This window comes from Solidesulfovibrio alcoholivorans DSM 5433, from assembly GCF_000702665.1.
Classification (GTDB): Bacteria; Desulfobacterota; Desulfovibrionia; order Desulfovibrionales; family Desulfovibrionaceae; genus Solidesulfovibrio; species Solidesulfovibrio alcoholivorans.
The window spans coordinates 55,175-69,829 of record NZ_JNJA01000007.1 but is presented as its reverse complement, the minus strand read 5'-3'; the positions used below and the strand labels follow the sequence as shown (position 1 = coordinate 69,829).

Here is a 14,655-nt window from a genome sequence, read left to right as displayed (position 1 = left end):
GTAATGCCTCAACACTCCTGACTAACGGGGCGGCCCCCTTCGCTAACACCTGGTTTCGTAGCCGCTATAGCCGTCGGTCTGCAGATAACCTTGGAAATCGCCGAGAATTTCCTCGGCCACACTGCCGGCCCAAGTCGGATGATAGCGAAACACGACGACCGGCTTTCTCGGCGTTCCGCCCCGGGCGACCCACATGTACGACTTGCTGGTGTTGGCCCGATCCGGCTCGAGCAACACCTGGACCGTGGTTTCGTCCATGTTGACGATGGGGCTCAAGCGAATCTCCTCAACGATCATGTCGATCAGCGAATCGCAGGTCTTGGCCACCCGGACCCTCCTGTGTCGGCTGTGATCGATAAAATCTAAATAATTTTGTAAACGAGCAGCATCAATACGTCATTTCGGATAAAGCCACGTAGGCATTTTTCGAACATTCGAAATTTTGAATTTCGGAACACAGATTTTTTGGTAAAAGTCAATGATTTCAAGATTTCAGACTAGCTTTGGTTAAGGATTCTTTGGAAATTCTGTGGCCTCGTCCTTGGCTCACTGGCCGAAGACTTCGGACCACCACCCACTCCCACCTCGGGCGCTGAGCCTGATATTCTGATCTTCCCGTTGAGGACAAGCCAGTGCGTCCCACGGGGGAACCTATGTTCTTTTTCCGCGTTCCTGGCTCTCTACGAAGGCCCGCAGGACTGCGTTAATTGCCGTCTGGTAGCCCTTCTTCTTTTGGACGCGAAACCACGTCAGCACATCTCGGTCAAGGCGGATGCAAACGCGTTCCTTGGTCTCGGGCAAAAGGTCTTCCAGGCGCACGCGCTTGGCCTTCTCGAAAAACTCTTCCGGCAACGGCGGGTTGTCTGGATCGGAAAGCGCGTTGGCGGTCAATTCCTCATCGGTCATGGCGTCGGCCCTGGAACCGTCGGTCAGTCTGGGGAGCTTCCTTGCTTCTTCCAACGTGTAGCGCACGATGGTCTTGCCGTTTTCTTTATAGGTCTTTGGCATACTTCCTCCTTTCCCGGGAGTTTGCCCGGCGGGCGGAAATGATTCTAAATGAGCTTTCGCGAATGGTAAAAATCACCACGAGCGTTTTGCCGTCAACAATCCCAACCGCCTGACATCGGCGCTCGCCATAATCCTTGCGGGAATCGTCGTGCATGATCGGGGCATCGGCCAAAAGCTCCATGGCTTCCAGGAAGTCCACGTCGTGCTTGGTTATGTTTGCCTGACGCTTGGTTTCATCCCATTCAAATTGCATGTGGATAGCGTATGCACAATGCGTCATCGGGTCAACGAAATTTGCGAAAGGTCAGGCTGACAGGGGATCCAGACACGGACGTAAAATTTGCGGACGTAGGCCGTGTAGAATCGCATTTCACAGCCAGGAGCCGGGCATCGCGCAACTGGGAAAGGTTGGGGAATGCCACGACCATGTGGACTGCTCCTTGTGATTAGAGATAGCTGAATAGTCATGCTTTCTGATCCTCCACCTCTCCAAAGGCGGCGGCAATCAACCGCTCCGCGTCGGCCTCCAAGTGGATCACGTCAACTGCGCCCTCGGGCAACACGGCAAGGATCTGCTCGAACTGTTCCCGGCTCATGCCGGCGGTCTTCCAGGGCCGCGCAGTACAATACCGCTTGCGGCTGATCTTGAGGATGGCCCAGGCTTGTTTGTGGTCATGCGATCTCAAGGAAAACTGCAAGCGCCCGTGCGATGTTTCGCACGGTGCCTTCATTTAGTCGGCTAAAGGGGTTCCCCTACTTTTTCGGGGACGGACGGTGTTGGCCTTGTCGATCATCAGTAGGGACGGCTCGCACAGCCATTCATTTCTTCCGGTTCGATGTCGAACGCCCAGTGGAAGTGAAGCTGATATATGAGGACATTTAGCCTTTATCCTCTTGAATTGTTTGTCTCGCTGCCGGTAGGTAGCGGTAGAGCGTGGAAGGGCCGACGCCAAGCCGTCGGGCCACTGCCTCCACGGTAATTTCTGGATCAGTTAGTAATACCTTGGCCTGCTTCAAGTCCTTTTCAGACAAAGAACGTGGGCGACCACCTTTACGGCCACGAGCACGGGCAGCTTCCAAGCCGGCTCGGGTACGTTCACAGATGATTTCTCTTTCAAACTCGGCGATGGCGCTAAAGACGGTGAAGATGAGCCGGCCGCCGGCATTGGTGGTGTCGATGTTTTGGGTGAGAATCTTGAGACCGATGCCGCGTTGCTCCAAGTGCTCCACCGTTTCCAACAGTTGGCGGGTGGAGCGTGCCAGCCGGTCAAGCTTCCAGACCACCAGGCTGTCCCCGTCTCGCATGTAGTCAAGGGCTGCAACAAGCTCTGGCCTGTCGCGTTTCGCTCCGCTTGCCGTTTCCTCGAAAATGCGCACGCAGCCGGCCTCACGCAAGGCATCGATCTGAAGATGAGGCTTTTGGTCGCGTGTAGAGACTCTGGCGTAGCCGATCAGCATGGGGCACATCCTTCGCTGTCTCCTGAAACTCAATTCTTGGATACGTGTTTCGGGGTATTAAATCAAGATACAGTTTTGGGAGGTTCGATAGCCACGAATGCTTGTTCTGGCGAGTTTGTTCCGCCGCCCCCCTAAAACCCTCGTTTTTGAAAGACTGTAAGCCAGAATCTGCCAGTGCGATATTTGTTCATGGAGTATGATGAACATACGAATGGAGAGCATGTTAGCCATGGGGGATCTGATAACTGATGCAGACATTCAAAGGGCCGCATATATTGTTTTCTAAGTCATTCACCATATTATGGATCAGATTGTTAAAATATCATCATTGAAGACGACTTATCCACCATGGAGATCGGATGCTTTTCTGTAGGAGTTCTGTAGTAAATAATAATACTAACATTACTCTATTTAAAAACATCATTCCAATGACAATATTCCTCAAAATACTAATTCTATTTCTAATATAATTACAATTCTAATAACATTGCATTCCCAATATTGTTAAAGTATAGACAATCAATATAAACAATCACAAACAATATAGAGTCTCTATGGATACACATTTGTAAACAACATTCATATGAAAAACAATAATCAACACACTGACATTGCAAACACAGTCATATCATTCTACTTAAATATTGAAAATCAATCTAGATGAAACACATCACAACAAAGGAGAAACACCAATGCTTGACTCTACAAGTATTACAAACACTTTGATGTCTAAATGGGATTATGACCAGTTGATCTTTGAAAGGATTATTGCACTTTTAAACTCTTACTTGAGTAGACATAGCAAGTGTCTTGTTGTTAGATTTGATTTAAGATTTCCTGTTTGTTATATGCAGGTTATCTCGAATGAACTGATTAGCCAGTTTATGCAAAAGATTATACAAAAATATAAAAGACAAGGTTTGGATCCTTCTTATATTTGGGTAAGAGAGCAAGATACAAGTGTTAACCCTCATTACCATTGTGCTTTATTACTAAATGGTCACAAGGTAAGAGACTTCCATCATGTCTTTTGTAATGCTCAAAGTCTTTGGGGTAGCACCTTAGGTGTAGATGCTTTTGGCTTGGTGCATAATTGTATTAGCAGAGAGTATGTCCATGGATTTAAAAATGGCATCATGATTGAAACTTATAGAGAAGATGCTCTGCTTAACTACGAAGCAGTCATACACCAGCTTTCATATTTGGCTAAGATGAGAGATAAAAGAGATCATGGTGATCCTTGGAGGAACTTAGGCATGTCTCAGTTGCATTGATAATTTTAAGTTATATTTTATATAATACACTCATTGTATAGAGCATATATCGAAGAGACAGGATGTTTCCCTAATGTATTCTGCCTCTTCTCTTTTTGTCTGAGGCAATGAGGCAAAGACCATGCAAAGAGAGAAAGGAGATTTCTCATGAGCGATGATAAAAGGCTCCCCAAAATAAAGACTTCTGGGATAGCCAATGTAAAAGGGAAAGACGTTGCAAGCTATGGTGCAAAATTGGATTATGCCCATCAGTTTGGCATTAAGAGCTTGGAGGTGAAATTATTACAAATGCCAAATGAAGAAAATGGCAATACTTGTATTGCATTGGCAAGGTTAGAAAAGATTGATGGTAGTATATTTGAAGATGTAGGCGATGCTACGCCTGAAAATGTCCCCAGGGGATGTTCAAGCAATTATATCCGCATGGCTTCTACGAGGGCTAAGTCAAGGGTCCTCTCGGATGGATACAATATAGGCGCCGCACTGCAAGGAGATGATGATCATAATTCTGAAAATGACATGTCAAGGGTGCAGATCATGGATGCTGAATTTACAGATATTACAGGAGGAAAAACACAGTATATACAGGTAAAAAATGATGGTGGTGGGACAAAGCCAGCTACTGAGAGACAATTAAATTTGATTAAATCATTGGCTAGTCAACAGTCTTTATCACCATCTGATTTGGCAGATGGTATGTTCCACAAATCTATAGAAGAATTACAGGGTGGTGAGGCTAGCCAGATGATCAAAAGGCTGAAGAAAGAGGGCTGATGCATTCTATGATAAACTACAGTGAAGGTATAGGTAGGCTATTTTATTGTAGATCTACTATGCAGTTTGTGTTGTGGGGAAAGTATTCATACTGAAATTGTATGCGTTGCTACCAATTTGTGACAAAGATCTTGTTGTGATCGAAATTAAATTTCTTTATAAATTTTCCGAGGTTCCCAGTGTGGCCCAGGGCTACAGTGACACTCAGCCACTCTACGGGACTGGTTCAGTGTTCATGTGGTTGTCTTGGTGAGATAGTCTATAAATTCAATTGGTTATGTGTTGATGCGGGTAGTGTTCAGCGTTTTTGGAAAGCCCTTTTTTGTGCCCAATCGCACATCTGGACTGATTGATGTTATCAGCTATCTGCTGTATATATTCAAAACAAGTCCCACAGTAGAAAATTTGGGTTCTTCGACGCTTGAAATGGAATTGACCTTATCCTCCGGCGAGGGGTAGCGCCCCTCACGGAGGGCCAGAATGCGTACAGAAGACATCTTCGCCTTGGGTCTGGGCCTGACTCCCCCCTGGCAGGTTTTGAGCCAGCGTCTGGACACCGAGAAGGCCCCCCATGAACTCCACTTGGTCCTCGGTGCCGACAGGGGTGCAACCTACCCCTGTCCGACCTGCGGTCGAAACTGCAAGGCCCATGACTTCGAGGAGTTTACTTGGCGACACCTGAATTTCTTCCAACATCACTGCTATCTGACTGCCAGGGTGCCTCGAGTAACTTGTCCCAACCATGGCACGCGACGGATTGTCGTGCCGTGGTCGCGGCCTGGCAGCAACTTTACGCTACTCTTCGAACAGGTGGTCATGACCCTGGCCAGAGAGATGCCCGTGGCCACCGTCGCCTCTTTTGTAGGCACGACCGACAAACGTCTCTGGAGAATCATCAACCACTATGTGGCTGCGGCCATGAAGCGCGTTGACCTCAGCAGGCTTAGGGCTTTCGGCCTCGACGAGACTGCCTGCAAACGCGGACATCGCTACGTGACCATCTTCATTGACCTCGATCGTGAGGACCGTCCTGTGGTCTTCGCCACTGAAGGCAAGGGCAAGCAGACTGTTCAGCTATTTCGGGATCACCTCATCACCAAGGGCGGCCACCCCAACCGAGTGCTTGAAGTCGTCAGTGACATGTCCGGCAGCTTTGTGGCTGCCGTCGAAGAACACTTCCCGCAAGCTGATCTAACCGTGGACTGGTTCCATGTGGTCCAGCTCTTTACGACGGCCGTGGATGAGGTGCGTAAGGCTGAATCAAAAGAGCGAGCCTTGCCCAAGGGTACCCGATGGGGTGTGCTCAAAGGCCGCGAGACGGCTAAGACTCAGACTCAAGCTGAAGCATTGCAGGAACTTGAGCGCGAAGCATTTGCCACAGGCATCGCTTATCGTGTCAAAGAGCAACTACGATGGATTCGACGAGCCGAAACAAGCCAAGCGGCCCAATGGAGGTCTACAAACTTTCTTAACCATGCCAGTGAGTTGATCGCTGGCGAGCCTCTGCTCAAACCAGTCGCCAAGGCTTTAAAGACATACAAGAAGCACCTTGACCGCATCCTCTTCCGTTGGTGCTCCTGGCACACCAACGCTCGCCTCGAAGGCCTAAACGGTCTCTTCCAGGCCGCTCGCGCCCGGGCCAGAGGCTACCGAAACGTCACGAACTTCATCACCATGATCTACCTGATCGCAGCCCCAATCACCGACTTTCTTGCTCAATGAATTCCATTTGAAACGTCGAAGAACCAAAATTTGCACAAGCTTTGGCCGTTGAGGATGTATGTTGAAGGAAAAGTTTGAGAAAGAAAAGCCTTGGGCAATTCTTGGAGTCTCTCGAAAATCTTATGATGCGTTAAAACCATGGAAAAAAATGAAGCTATCAAGGGAAGAGTTTGGAAATAAGATATGCTCGCTACCACCAGAAGTGTTTAACGATTTGAGATTACACGCAGATGCTAATATATTGGTTGATTCGTTGTTTGGCAAGCTTGAAGAGGACTAATTCGTGCCGTTCGCAATCCATAAAAGCAAATCAGATGCCAAGTTGTATATCTTTACAAGAGGAAAAGAAGACTTCTCCTATGTCCCGGGAGGATTACTAGAGGAGATTGGAAAAATAAGATTTCTGAGGACTTCTTTTCCTATCGAGAGTGAAACAAAGCTAATATCTCCACGGTACAAAGAGATAGAGAATTTTGTTGCAGCTAAGAAGTATTATATCTTGAGACTTGGGTAGGTGTGTTTGCTTTTTCGTTCAACTACTAACATGTGGGAAGACATCATGGAAAAGTACAAGTTTTCACGAGAAGAAGAACTCCTTAAGGAAGATGCTGCGAAGATTTTTGAAGGGATTGCCGTTGGATTAAGATCGGGATGTATTACAATCAGTAGCAAAGATAATGCTTTGTCTTTAATCCCTTGGGGTGTTGTTGACCTTTCTATGCAAGCTTCACAGGGTAAGGGTAAGGGTAAGCTCAAAATCGCTATTAAATGGGAACCTGGTAAGACAAGTTTTACTACTGATGTTCCTGCGACAGAGGAGCCTGCAGCAATTCCTGCTGTAGAAGAGTCTGCGTCTAGCGAAATTAGCTAGTTAAGGATTGATTTGATTGTGAAGCCCACGTCGTCCAGGAAAATGGGTTGGCGTGGGCCTACAGAGTTATTGAATTTCCTTTAAAAAAAAGAAGGAAGGTCATGTATGCCAATTATGCTTGAGTTTTCTTTGATCCCGCTTGACAGGAAAGATAAGATTAGTCGTTTTGTCTCGGAGACAATTGAAATAATAAAATCATCTGGATTGCCTTATCAGCTCGGTGCGATGTCTGCATGTATTGAAGGTGAATGGGATCAGGTAATGTCGGTTGCAAAGCAATGTTTTGATAAAGCAACTGAAAACTCGGAGCATGTTCATATTGACTTTAAAATTATCTGGAGGAAGGGGACCAAGAATCGTTTGGCTTGTCGTAAGGAATAGAGTTAAGCTGCAAAATTGTCTGTAGTTTTGTTTTGCTCCGTATTAAGGTTGAGACATTTTTTTGAGTATAGTGGCTGGGTTGCGATGGAGATTTGTTGCATTAGCTGTCTTGTTAGTTTGAATCTGTACTGTCGAACGATTGTTTGTGCATTCATTATTTGCTCTAAGCCGCAGCCATTCTTGAAGTCTAGCTGGATATTGCTAGAGCTATCTAGGTGTGGTTCGCAGTTACACATTTCGCGTAAATAGTGAAGTGGGTCGAAAGAAAGTTCTTGCATAGACTAATCCCTGGTGTGGTGGATTAGATAGTTCGTTCATTGCTTAATATTTGATTGATTGCTTGCTTTAGCTCTTCAAAATTGATCGGTTTTGACAAATAACTGTTCATCCCATTGGCTAAGAAGTTTTCTTTGTCTCCGGGCATCGCATGAGCTGTAAGTGCGATAATTGGTAGTGTAGAATATGTATCTTTCGAACTCCTAATTGTTTTAGTTGTTTGTATGCCGTCTAGGTTGGGCATTTGTATATCCATAAGTATCAAATCTATTTTTTTTGATTTTAATATGTCTAATGCTTCAAGTCCATCGTTTGCGCATGTAGGGGTATGGCCAATTCTTTGAACAAAGCTAGATATTGCTAATTGATTTATTTTGTCGTCCTCGACAATTAGTATTTGTTCATTTGAAAAGGTTTCTTTCGTGTTTCCGATGTGTCGGTGCAAATCTTCAACTATTGGCGGTTCATTTGTGCTGAAGGGCAGAGAGATACATGTTTTAGCCCCTGCTTTTTCATTGTTCTCAATAGTGATACTTCCCTCCATTGCTATGAGTAGTTTTTTGACGATTGAAAGGCCTAGGCCAACACCTCCATATTTGCGAGTTATAGATCCATCTGCCTGTGTGAATGGAGTAAAAATTACATCTATTTTGTCCTCAGGTATGCCAATCCCAGTGTCAGATATTTCAATAAATAAGTAAATAGTGCTCGCTCTTGTTAAGGATTCGATTGATATTGATACCTGTCCAGAATGAGTAAATTTAACTGAATTTCCAAAAATATTAAATATTATTTGTCTTAATCTTCCTGAATCGCCATAGATGATTTTGGGGATTGAGTCATCAATGTGAGTTGAAAGTTGTATCTGCTTAGAGTTTAATTCTGTGATGAATGTGCTAATGACATCATTGATGATTTTATTGATGCTAAATCCATGAATTTCTAGGCCAATACCGCTTTGTTCAATCCTGGACAAGTCTAAAATATCAGAAATCAAGCGATTTAAATTTTTGCTCGAAGTCAGGGCCATGTCAATGTATTCTCTCTGTTCTACATCCAGGTTTGTTGATTCAAGTAATTGCAACATTCCCATGATGCCGTTCAGAGGTGTTCTGATCTCGTGACTCATATTGGCGAGAAATTCAGATTTTGCTTTGTTGGCGGCGTCGGCTTGGTCTCTACTTCTTTTGAGTTCCTCTTGCATGTTTCGTTTTTGTAGGACCTTCCACATTTCGACCATGAATAGCTGTAATTGATCAGAATCATTGTCATTATAAGGTTCTTTCTTGTTTCCCACGCCAGCAACAGCAACGATCCTGTCCCCATCAAATATTGGTACCGAAAGATGTCTATTGATTACAAAGTGCCCAGGTGGATACCCTTTTTTTCGTTCCTCATTAGGGAAGTCGTTGTGAATTACAGGCTTTTGCTGTCTGAAGGATTCAAGCCAAAGACCTGCATGAGACACAGGGTAGTGGTCGTCTTTAACGGCAGTACACGTTCTTAAAACTTCAGAAGACCATGCTGTAAGCTTTAATGTTTGACTATTCTCATTTATTAAATGTAAATATCCTCCTTCTGAGTTTGTAAGTTCTGTTGCAATGTCGACAACAGTTTGTATAATTTCATTTTCTGAAAAGTCTTCGTCCATCTGATTGATACGATACAATGATTTGAATGCTTTTTGATTTTTAAATATGGATTCCTCGTGTTTCTTTCGAGCAGTAATATCTTCAAATACAGTTGCAAATCTGTCGTGTTCCAGTGAAAATGCCGATATAACAAAAGTTTTATTAAGAGGGGGGTAAAATGTTTCGAACCGAATAGGGTCTCCTGTGTCAGTGGCTTTAGCATAAATATCTAAATACGGTGGTTGGTCTGTTCCGTATATTTGTGACGCTAATGCGCCTACGGCAATATTTGGATCAATCCCCGTATATTTTTGAAATTGAGGGTTAACGTCAAGTATGCGGTAGTCTACAGCTTGCCCTGAATCGTTGCGGATTATTTCATGTAAAGCAACTCCTTCAATCATGGATTGAAAAAGAGTTCTAAACTTTTCCTCGCTATGACGTAGAGCCGCTTCTCCCACGCGAAGGTCTTCAATTGCTTTAAAATGTGTGATATAAAAAGCTATGTTTTCTGCTAACCTTTCGAACAATCGGATACGATCTAGATCAAATCTATCTTTTCGAGGATCATTAAACTGGAGGAGACCTAGAGTTACATTTCCATGGCGGAGAGGGACCAGAGCAACAGATTCATATCCTTCACCGTGACAGCGGTTGCGTGTTCGTGCTTGACGGTCAGCAGCACTGGTTGATGCAAGGAGGAGAGTTGTACTGTTAGTCCAGAAACTTCCATGCTCAGTAAAAAACGGCAACGAAGGATCAAACCTACCCTGTATAATGTTTCCGCACATACATTCTAAAACAGGGTTTCCTAAAGTATCTGTAATAAGTTCACCCTGATTATTCGTAGCGCATAGAGAATTTTCGAGGGAGATGAATTTCGCCGGAAATCCACTGGTTTCAAAGTAAGGGTAGTCATCACCTTCACGTAATCGGATGCCGACAGCTTCGCAGTCTGACCAACTCTTCATCAAACCAGTAATTTCGGACATCACTTCCCGGAAAGAATTCATTGAACCAATGAGTCTAAAAAGTTGAACAACTATTTCACGCTCATCTTTTAATTTTTCACATAGGTTGGATTTAATATGCGCACGTGCGAGTTCTTTTTTTGCTTTGGTAAGTTCCTTTAAGAGTTTGCTGTTTGTATTCTTATTTTTCATATTGATAGCCTGTTAGTTTTTTTTGTGTAATTTGATGTTGCTGTGGTCGTGGTACAGTCTATTTAATTTTTTTAAGTCAAAGTTTGCTTGTGTTGCGCTAGCATAGACTTCGTGTGCGATTGTAGGCACTGGCTGACAGGTTTATCAGAAAGCTGGCGAGATCTTGTGCTACTTGAGTGTATTTGCTGCGCAAAAAATTTGTTTCAATGTCTTTAAGAAGAATTTCAGTGCTATATAAGGCGATAAGAATGTTTTCTTTCCCGATTTGATTATAAGCTTTGTAGAGCTTTGGCTCGTATATTATGATTATATTTATCAGATAGATGGCTAGGTAGCTTATGTTTATTGGGGTTCGATCTTCTGGTGTGCCTAAAAGTTTGAATCCGACCGAACGGATGTTTTCTATGAGAGTTGGATTAGTCTCCATAATTTTGCAAATTTTCATTTGCCTACTCTTCATGAATTTAAATTACTAGCCATATGTATTCGAAGAGGAGGTGGAGGCATATCCTCCACCCCCTCAGTGGAATTGCTAGAATTTTTCAAAATCGTTGTCGTCCGTGTCGAGATCAATTTTGGCTGTCAATGTTTGTTTGTGGATATTAGACCTTCTGGAGTGACTGGTAGGTAAAGCTTTAACAAGATTTCTCCGTTGTCTTAAAGAATTACCTACCTGAAAAAATTCAATTGTGCTTTGAAGTTGTTCTGCTTGACTCGAAAGCTCTTCAGAAGTCGAAGCCATTTCTTCCGAAGCTGAGGCATTTTGCTGAACAACTTGGTCAAGTTGTGTAATAGCCTTATTGATCTGTTCGGCGCCAGAGTTTTGTTCTGTACTTGAAGCAGCAATCTCCTGGACAAGATCAGCTGTTCTCTGAATATCTGGTACCATCTTGGTTAACATGTCACCAGCTTTTTCCGCTATCGAAACGCTGGAAGAAGAAAGTTCAGAAATTTCCGATGCGGCCGTACCACTCCGTTCAGCTAATTTCCTGACTTCAGCTGCTACAACAGCAAATCCTTTTCCGTGCTCACCGGCTCTGGCTGCCTCAATTGCAGCGTTTAGAGCGAGCAGGTTGGTTTGTCGCGCAATCTCTTCGATGATGGAAATTTTTTCAGCGATGTTCTTCATTGCAGTCACAGCTGAAATGACAGCTTTTCCACCTTCTTGAGCGTCCTGTGCTGCTTTAACTGCAATCGACTGTGTTTGCTGAGCATTTTTTGCATTTTGTCGAATGTTGGATGACATCTCTTCCATAGATGAAGAGATTTCCTCAACACTTGCCGCTTGTTCTGTTGCCCCTTGTGACATGCTTTGCGCTGAGGCAGACAACTCTTCCGAACCTGAAGCGACGTTTTCTGAGGCAGATTGAATTTCAGCAACAACTTCACGCAATTTTACAACCATCGTGTTAAGTGATGCTGCCAAAATACCAATTTCATCTTTTTGGTCTATCTCGAGGGTTTTGGTGAAATCACCGTTGGACATGGCTTCAGCGAACTGAACACCCTTTTGCACTGGCCCTGTAATTGCTTTAGTTAAAACAACTGAAACAATAATTCCGAGGAGGAGGGCGATGGAAAGTCCTACAACCATGGTTGTAGAAGCAGTTCCAAGGCTGGTGACTGCTTCTTTCGAAATTTCACTGGTTTGATCCATACCTGCAAGGGAGGTCTGAGCGGCAGCACTTAAAACTGCTTGGCCGATTTCTGTCCTTTTAACGTTGATTTTTTGCAATTCATTCCAGTTGGCCAAGAGACCGGTCATCGCAGCTTTGTAAGTTTGAGCAGATTCAGATATGGCGGCAAGTTGCCTGATGTTTATTTCATTAAAGGTTATGGTTTTTATTTTCGACAACAAGTCTTCAATTTTTGGGAAGTTGCTCATTGCTGCTTCAAGTACTTTAGGCTCTCTAAGTGCTTGAGCTTTCCAAACGGAAATTCGAGTGTCGTTTCCAATGTCAATTACGTCGTTGATCATCGAAATCTTGCTCGACCTTTCTTTCAGCTTATCTTGAGAAACTCCACTAGCAATATCTTTGGCTAGCGCATCCTCTTGGTTTTTCAAGAATTCGTAAGCATTTTTGATATAGGCAGTTGCAGATGTGTCGAGAATTTTTCTGTCTTTATCTAGGGCTTGAATTTGGGCAACGGTTTGATCGGCAAGTTTCGAATACTCATTAACTTTGCTTTGAGCCAATGCCACGTTTTCTCTCAGTTTTACCAAGTTTTGGAATTTATCAGCGTGGTTTTTTGCTTCCGATAAGTATTTCTGGACTTGGAAAAGTTCTTTTTTTCCCTCGTCGAGGTACGCTATTTCTTCAGATAGACTGTAACCACGCCATGCATACATCGTCAAAAACGAAGAGCGTTCTACATTGTTCGCGATAGCTACTTCGGGGACATACTCGTCAGATAATTTTTTTGCATTATGTTCGACTGTGGTCATATTAAACATGGCCATTCCACCGAGAGAGCATGCAATCAATATAAGGATGCCAAAGCCAATGCCAATCTTTATTCCAAGTTTAAGATTTCGCATCCTATCCTCCCGATTAGTTTTTTGGTCAGTTCAAAATGAAGTGGCGACGGTCAATTTCGTTAGAATAATTAAAGAGCTATGGCAGCCTCATTGTCATCCATAGCATCAAAAACGCTGGCTAACTCTTGTGAGCTGAAAACTTTGTTGATGTCCAAAATTATGATAAATACTTCGTCTGACCGACCCATCCCGACAATAAAATCTTTTCGTATGGCAGTGCCCATATTGGGCGGTGGTTCGATTTGTCCTTCATCCATTTCATAAACTTCTCGGACAGAATCAGAAAGAATTCCGAAAACAGTTTGATCACCTTCAAAATTAACTTCCGTTATTATAATACAAGTGTTGATAGTTTTTTCAGTTTGCCCAAGGCCGAACTTTACTTTGAGGTCGACTACTGGTACTGCGTGACCTCTTAAATTGATAACCCCACAGATATAGTCCGGAGTCCTCGGCATTCTGGTAATGGTCACATACTCAAGAACTTCTCTTACATGATTGATACTTAAGGCGTATAACCCTTTTTCTAAGGTAAAAGTTAAGTACTGGTCATCGCAGCTATCTGTCTGTTCTTTCATCAATTTCCCCCGTCAGGTTTCCGAATTGCAGGGTGAGCGACCGTACTATTTCTTTCGATGAAGCATCCCGAGTTGTCGCTATGCTTGAGAAAAGACACTTTGGTTAGTGCAAAATGAGTATTTGCTCTTGCATGTCACTTGGGCACTCTGTTAGGAGCTTGACTTTGTTTGCTTTTTACCTCTGATACAAAACTTTTTCAAGATAAATGTTTTAGTAAAAGGCGTTGCACATACGAGTCCAAAGTGCTATCTTCTCTAGTTGCGGTAATATGCAGCTTCCTGCATTGAAGACGTGTCTTTTCCGACATATGTCCAGTTGAATATAATTTTGGACTGGACAAACCCTTTGAAAATCGGACGTTGGGTGTAGGACGCGATTTCCTGGGATTTGGGCACATGGGGAAGCCTAACCAAGGGGATGACTGGAAAAACCCCAGGACGGGACCGGTAGAGAGCGTGGGAGGGGGGGGCGAGGAGAAGCCCAAGCCCCAAAATCCCCCGAGGGAAAGGCTTCAGCTTTTTGCTGAGAGAAAAACTACGACATTGGCGACTTTTAAAAAGTCCAGTTTACTGGAACTTTTGATTTTCAGCAGATGTGTCGGGCTGGATGACATTTCGGATCGAAAACGACGGTGTCGGATCGCAGGACTTTGCGATTTTTAAGTCCCGTGACAAGTGTCACCGTCCCTGAACTCGCTCTGTCCCTGGTCCTGGAGCGTCGGGTAGGGCAGGGCTGGTAAGTTTCCTCCTGGAATGCTGTACTTTTTCAAATACGAGTTTTCTTGCGTTTTTGACTTATCCGTATTATTTAGCATTAGCTTTCTGCCTTCGACAAAGCTGGACCAACTGCGAGTTCAGCCCAGTGACGAGTTCAATGTGTCGTGATTGGAAGAGGGGAAGATAGTTCTGGAGAGGAATTAGTTTGTTAAGGGAAAGAGAATAAAGTTTACGTTCTTTTGTTTGGGTTTATTGCGTGGAAT

At 44.0% G+C, this 14,655-nt stretch carries 14 protein-coding genes and 1 pseudogene; 7 read left to right on the top strand and 8 right to left on the bottom strand.

Annotated elements, in window-relative coordinates:
- Positions 1–54: 54 nt before the first annotated feature.
- From Q368_RS0113455 to Q368_RS0113435, 5 genes and pseudogenes are all read right to left on the bottom strand, one after another.
- A pseudogene (locus tag Q368_RS0113455) lies at positions 55–333 on the bottom strand (IS66 family transposase); the annotation flags it as partial.
- Positions 334–651: 318 nt separating this feature from the next.
- Positions 652–1,008: a BrnA antitoxin family protein gene (locus tag Q368_RS0113450; RefSeq protein ID WP_029459576.1), complete on the bottom strand. Its 357-nt coding sequence runs from the start codon at positions 1,006–1,008 to the stop codon at positions 652–654.
- Positions 992–1,261 carry a BrnT family toxin gene (locus Q368_RS0113445; protein WP_029459575.1) on the bottom strand — a complete coding sequence of 90 codons (270 nt, stop codon included), beginning with the start codon at positions 1,259–1,261 and terminating at the stop codon, positions 992–994. Before Q368_RS0113445 ends, Q368_RS0113450 begins: the two co-directional genes overlap by 17 nt.
- Positions 1,262–1,472: 211 nt before the next feature.
- Positions 1,473–1,694: a hypothetical protein gene (locus tag Q368_RS0113440; protein WP_156955732.1), complete on the bottom strand. Its 222-nt coding sequence runs from the start codon at positions 1,692–1,694 to the stop codon at positions 1,473–1,475.
- A gap of 193 nt (positions 1,695–1,887) precedes the next feature.
- The gene (locus Q368_RS0113435; RefSeq protein WP_029459573.1) at positions 1,888–2,466 is read right to left on the bottom strand and encodes a recombinase family protein; all 579 of its coding nucleotides are present in this window, start codon (positions 2,464–2,466) and stop codon (positions 1,888–1,890) included.
- 692 nt (positions 2,467–3,158) lie between these two features.
- On the opposite strand from Q368_RS0113435, the gene Q368_RS24705 reads away from it, so the two are divergent.
- The 7 genes from Q368_RS24705 (at position 3,159) to Q368_RS23935 (ending at position 7,488) form a co-directional block, all read left to right on the top strand.
- Complete coding sequence (locus Q368_RS24705) at positions 3,159–3,740, top strand: YagK/YfjJ domain-containing protein (RefSeq protein ID WP_084158794.1); 582 nt, start codon at positions 3,159–3,161, stop codon at positions 3,738–3,740.
- A 147-nt stretch (positions 3,741–3,887) separates the two neighbouring features.
- Positions 3,888–4,514, top strand: a complete 627-nt coding sequence (locus tag Q368_RS25760) for a hypothetical protein (RefSeq protein WP_156955731.1) — start codon at positions 3,888–3,890, stop codon at positions 4,512–4,514.
- A 480-nt stretch (positions 4,515–4,994) separates the two neighbouring features.
- The gene (locus Q368_RS0113425; RefSeq protein WP_029459572.1) at positions 4,995–6,236 is read left to right on the top strand and encodes an ISL3 family transposase; all 1,242 of its coding nucleotides are present in this window, start codon (positions 4,995–4,997) and stop codon (positions 6,234–6,236) included.
- Between the two features lie 58 nt (positions 6,237–6,294).
- Positions 6,295–6,516, top strand: coding sequence for a hypothetical protein (locus Q368_RS25755; RefSeq protein WP_156955730.1), 222 nt, complete (start codon positions 6,295–6,297; stop codon positions 6,514–6,516).
- Positions 6,517–6,519: 3 nt separating this feature from the next.
- Positions 6,520–6,750: a YcgL domain-containing protein gene (locus Q368_RS24700; protein ID WP_084158793.1), complete on the top strand. Its 231-nt coding sequence runs from the start codon at positions 6,520–6,522 to the stop codon at positions 6,748–6,750.
- A gap of 45 nt (positions 6,751–6,795) precedes the next feature.
- Complete coding sequence (locus Q368_RS24695; protein WP_162179643.1) at positions 6,796–7,107, top strand: amphi-Trp domain-containing protein; 312 nt, start codon at positions 6,796–6,798, stop codon at positions 7,105–7,107.
- 105 nt (positions 7,108–7,212) lie between these two features.
- On the top strand, positions 7,213–7,488 hold the full coding sequence (locus tag Q368_RS23935) for a thiamine-binding protein (RefSeq protein WP_052360167.1): 276 nt from the start codon (positions 7,213–7,215) through the stop codon (positions 7,486–7,488).
- Between the two features lie 301 nt (positions 7,489–7,789).
- Here the strand turns inward: Q368_RS23935 and Q368_RS25750 are convergent, their stop codons facing one another.
- From Q368_RS25750 to Q368_RS23930, 3 genes are all read right to left on the bottom strand, one after another.
- A complete protein-coding gene (locus Q368_RS25750; RefSeq protein ID WP_156955728.1) occupies positions 7,790–10,558 on the bottom strand; it encodes a GAF domain-containing protein in 2,769 nt (922 codons plus the stop codon).
- A gap of 532 nt (positions 10,559–11,090) precedes the next feature.
- Entirely contained in the window at positions 11,091–13,097 is a 2,007-nt protein-coding gene (locus Q368_RS23205; protein WP_043785956.1) for a methyl-accepting chemotaxis protein, read from the bottom strand.
- A gap of 68 nt (positions 13,098–13,165) precedes the next feature.
- Positions 13,166–13,675 carry a chemotaxis protein CheW gene (locus tag Q368_RS23930; protein ID WP_052360166.1) on the bottom strand — a complete coding sequence of 170 codons (510 nt, stop codon included), beginning with the start codon at positions 13,673–13,675 and terminating at the stop codon, positions 13,166–13,168.
- Positions 13,676–14,655: the final 980 nt, after the last annotated feature.

Coding starts and splice junctions, on each gene's coding strand:
- Q368_RS0113435 (WP_029459573.1), bottom strand. CDS start 2,466: ATGCTGATCGGCTACGCCAGAGTCTCTACACGCGACCAAAAGCCTCAT.
- Q368_RS25760 (WP_156955731.1), top strand. CDS start 3,888: ATGAGCGATGATAAAAGGCTCCCCAAAATAAAGACTTCTGGGATAGCC.
- Q368_RS24705 (WP_084158794.1), top strand. CDS start 3,159: ATGCTTGACTCTACAAGTATTACAAACACTTTGATGTCTAAATGGGAT.
- Q368_RS23930 (WP_052360166.1), bottom strand. CDS start 13,675: ATGAAAGAACAGACAGATAGCTGCGATGACCAGTACTTAACTTTTACC.
- Q368_RS0113445 (WP_029459575.1), bottom strand. CDS start 1,261: ATGCAATTTGAATGGGATGAAACCAAGCGTCAGGCAAACATAACCAAG.
- Q368_RS23935 (WP_052360167.1), top strand. CDS start 7,213: ATGCCAATTATGCTTGAGTTTTCTTTGATCCCGCTTGACAGGAAAGAT.
- Q368_RS0113425 (WP_029459572.1), top strand. CDS start 4,995: ATGCGTACAGAAGACATCTTCGCCTTGGGTCTGGGCCTGACTCCCCCC.
- Q368_RS25755 (WP_156955730.1), top strand. CDS start 6,295: ATGTTGAAGGAAAAGTTTGAGAAAGAAAAGCCTTGGGCAATTCTTGGA.
- Q368_RS25750 (WP_156955728.1), bottom strand. CDS start 10,558: ATGAAAAATAAGAATACAAACAGCAAACTCTTAAAGGAACTTACCAAA.
- Q368_RS23205 (WP_043785956.1), bottom strand. CDS start 13,097: ATGCGAAATCTTAAACTTGGAATAAAGATTGGCATTGGCTTTGGCATC.
- Q368_RS0113450 (WP_029459576.1), bottom strand. CDS start 1,008: ATGCCAAAGACCTATAAAGAAAACGGCAAGACCATCGTGCGCTACACG.
- Q368_RS24695 (WP_162179643.1), top strand. CDS start 6,796: ATGGAAAAGTACAAGTTTTCACGAGAAGAAGAACTCCTTAAGGAAGAT.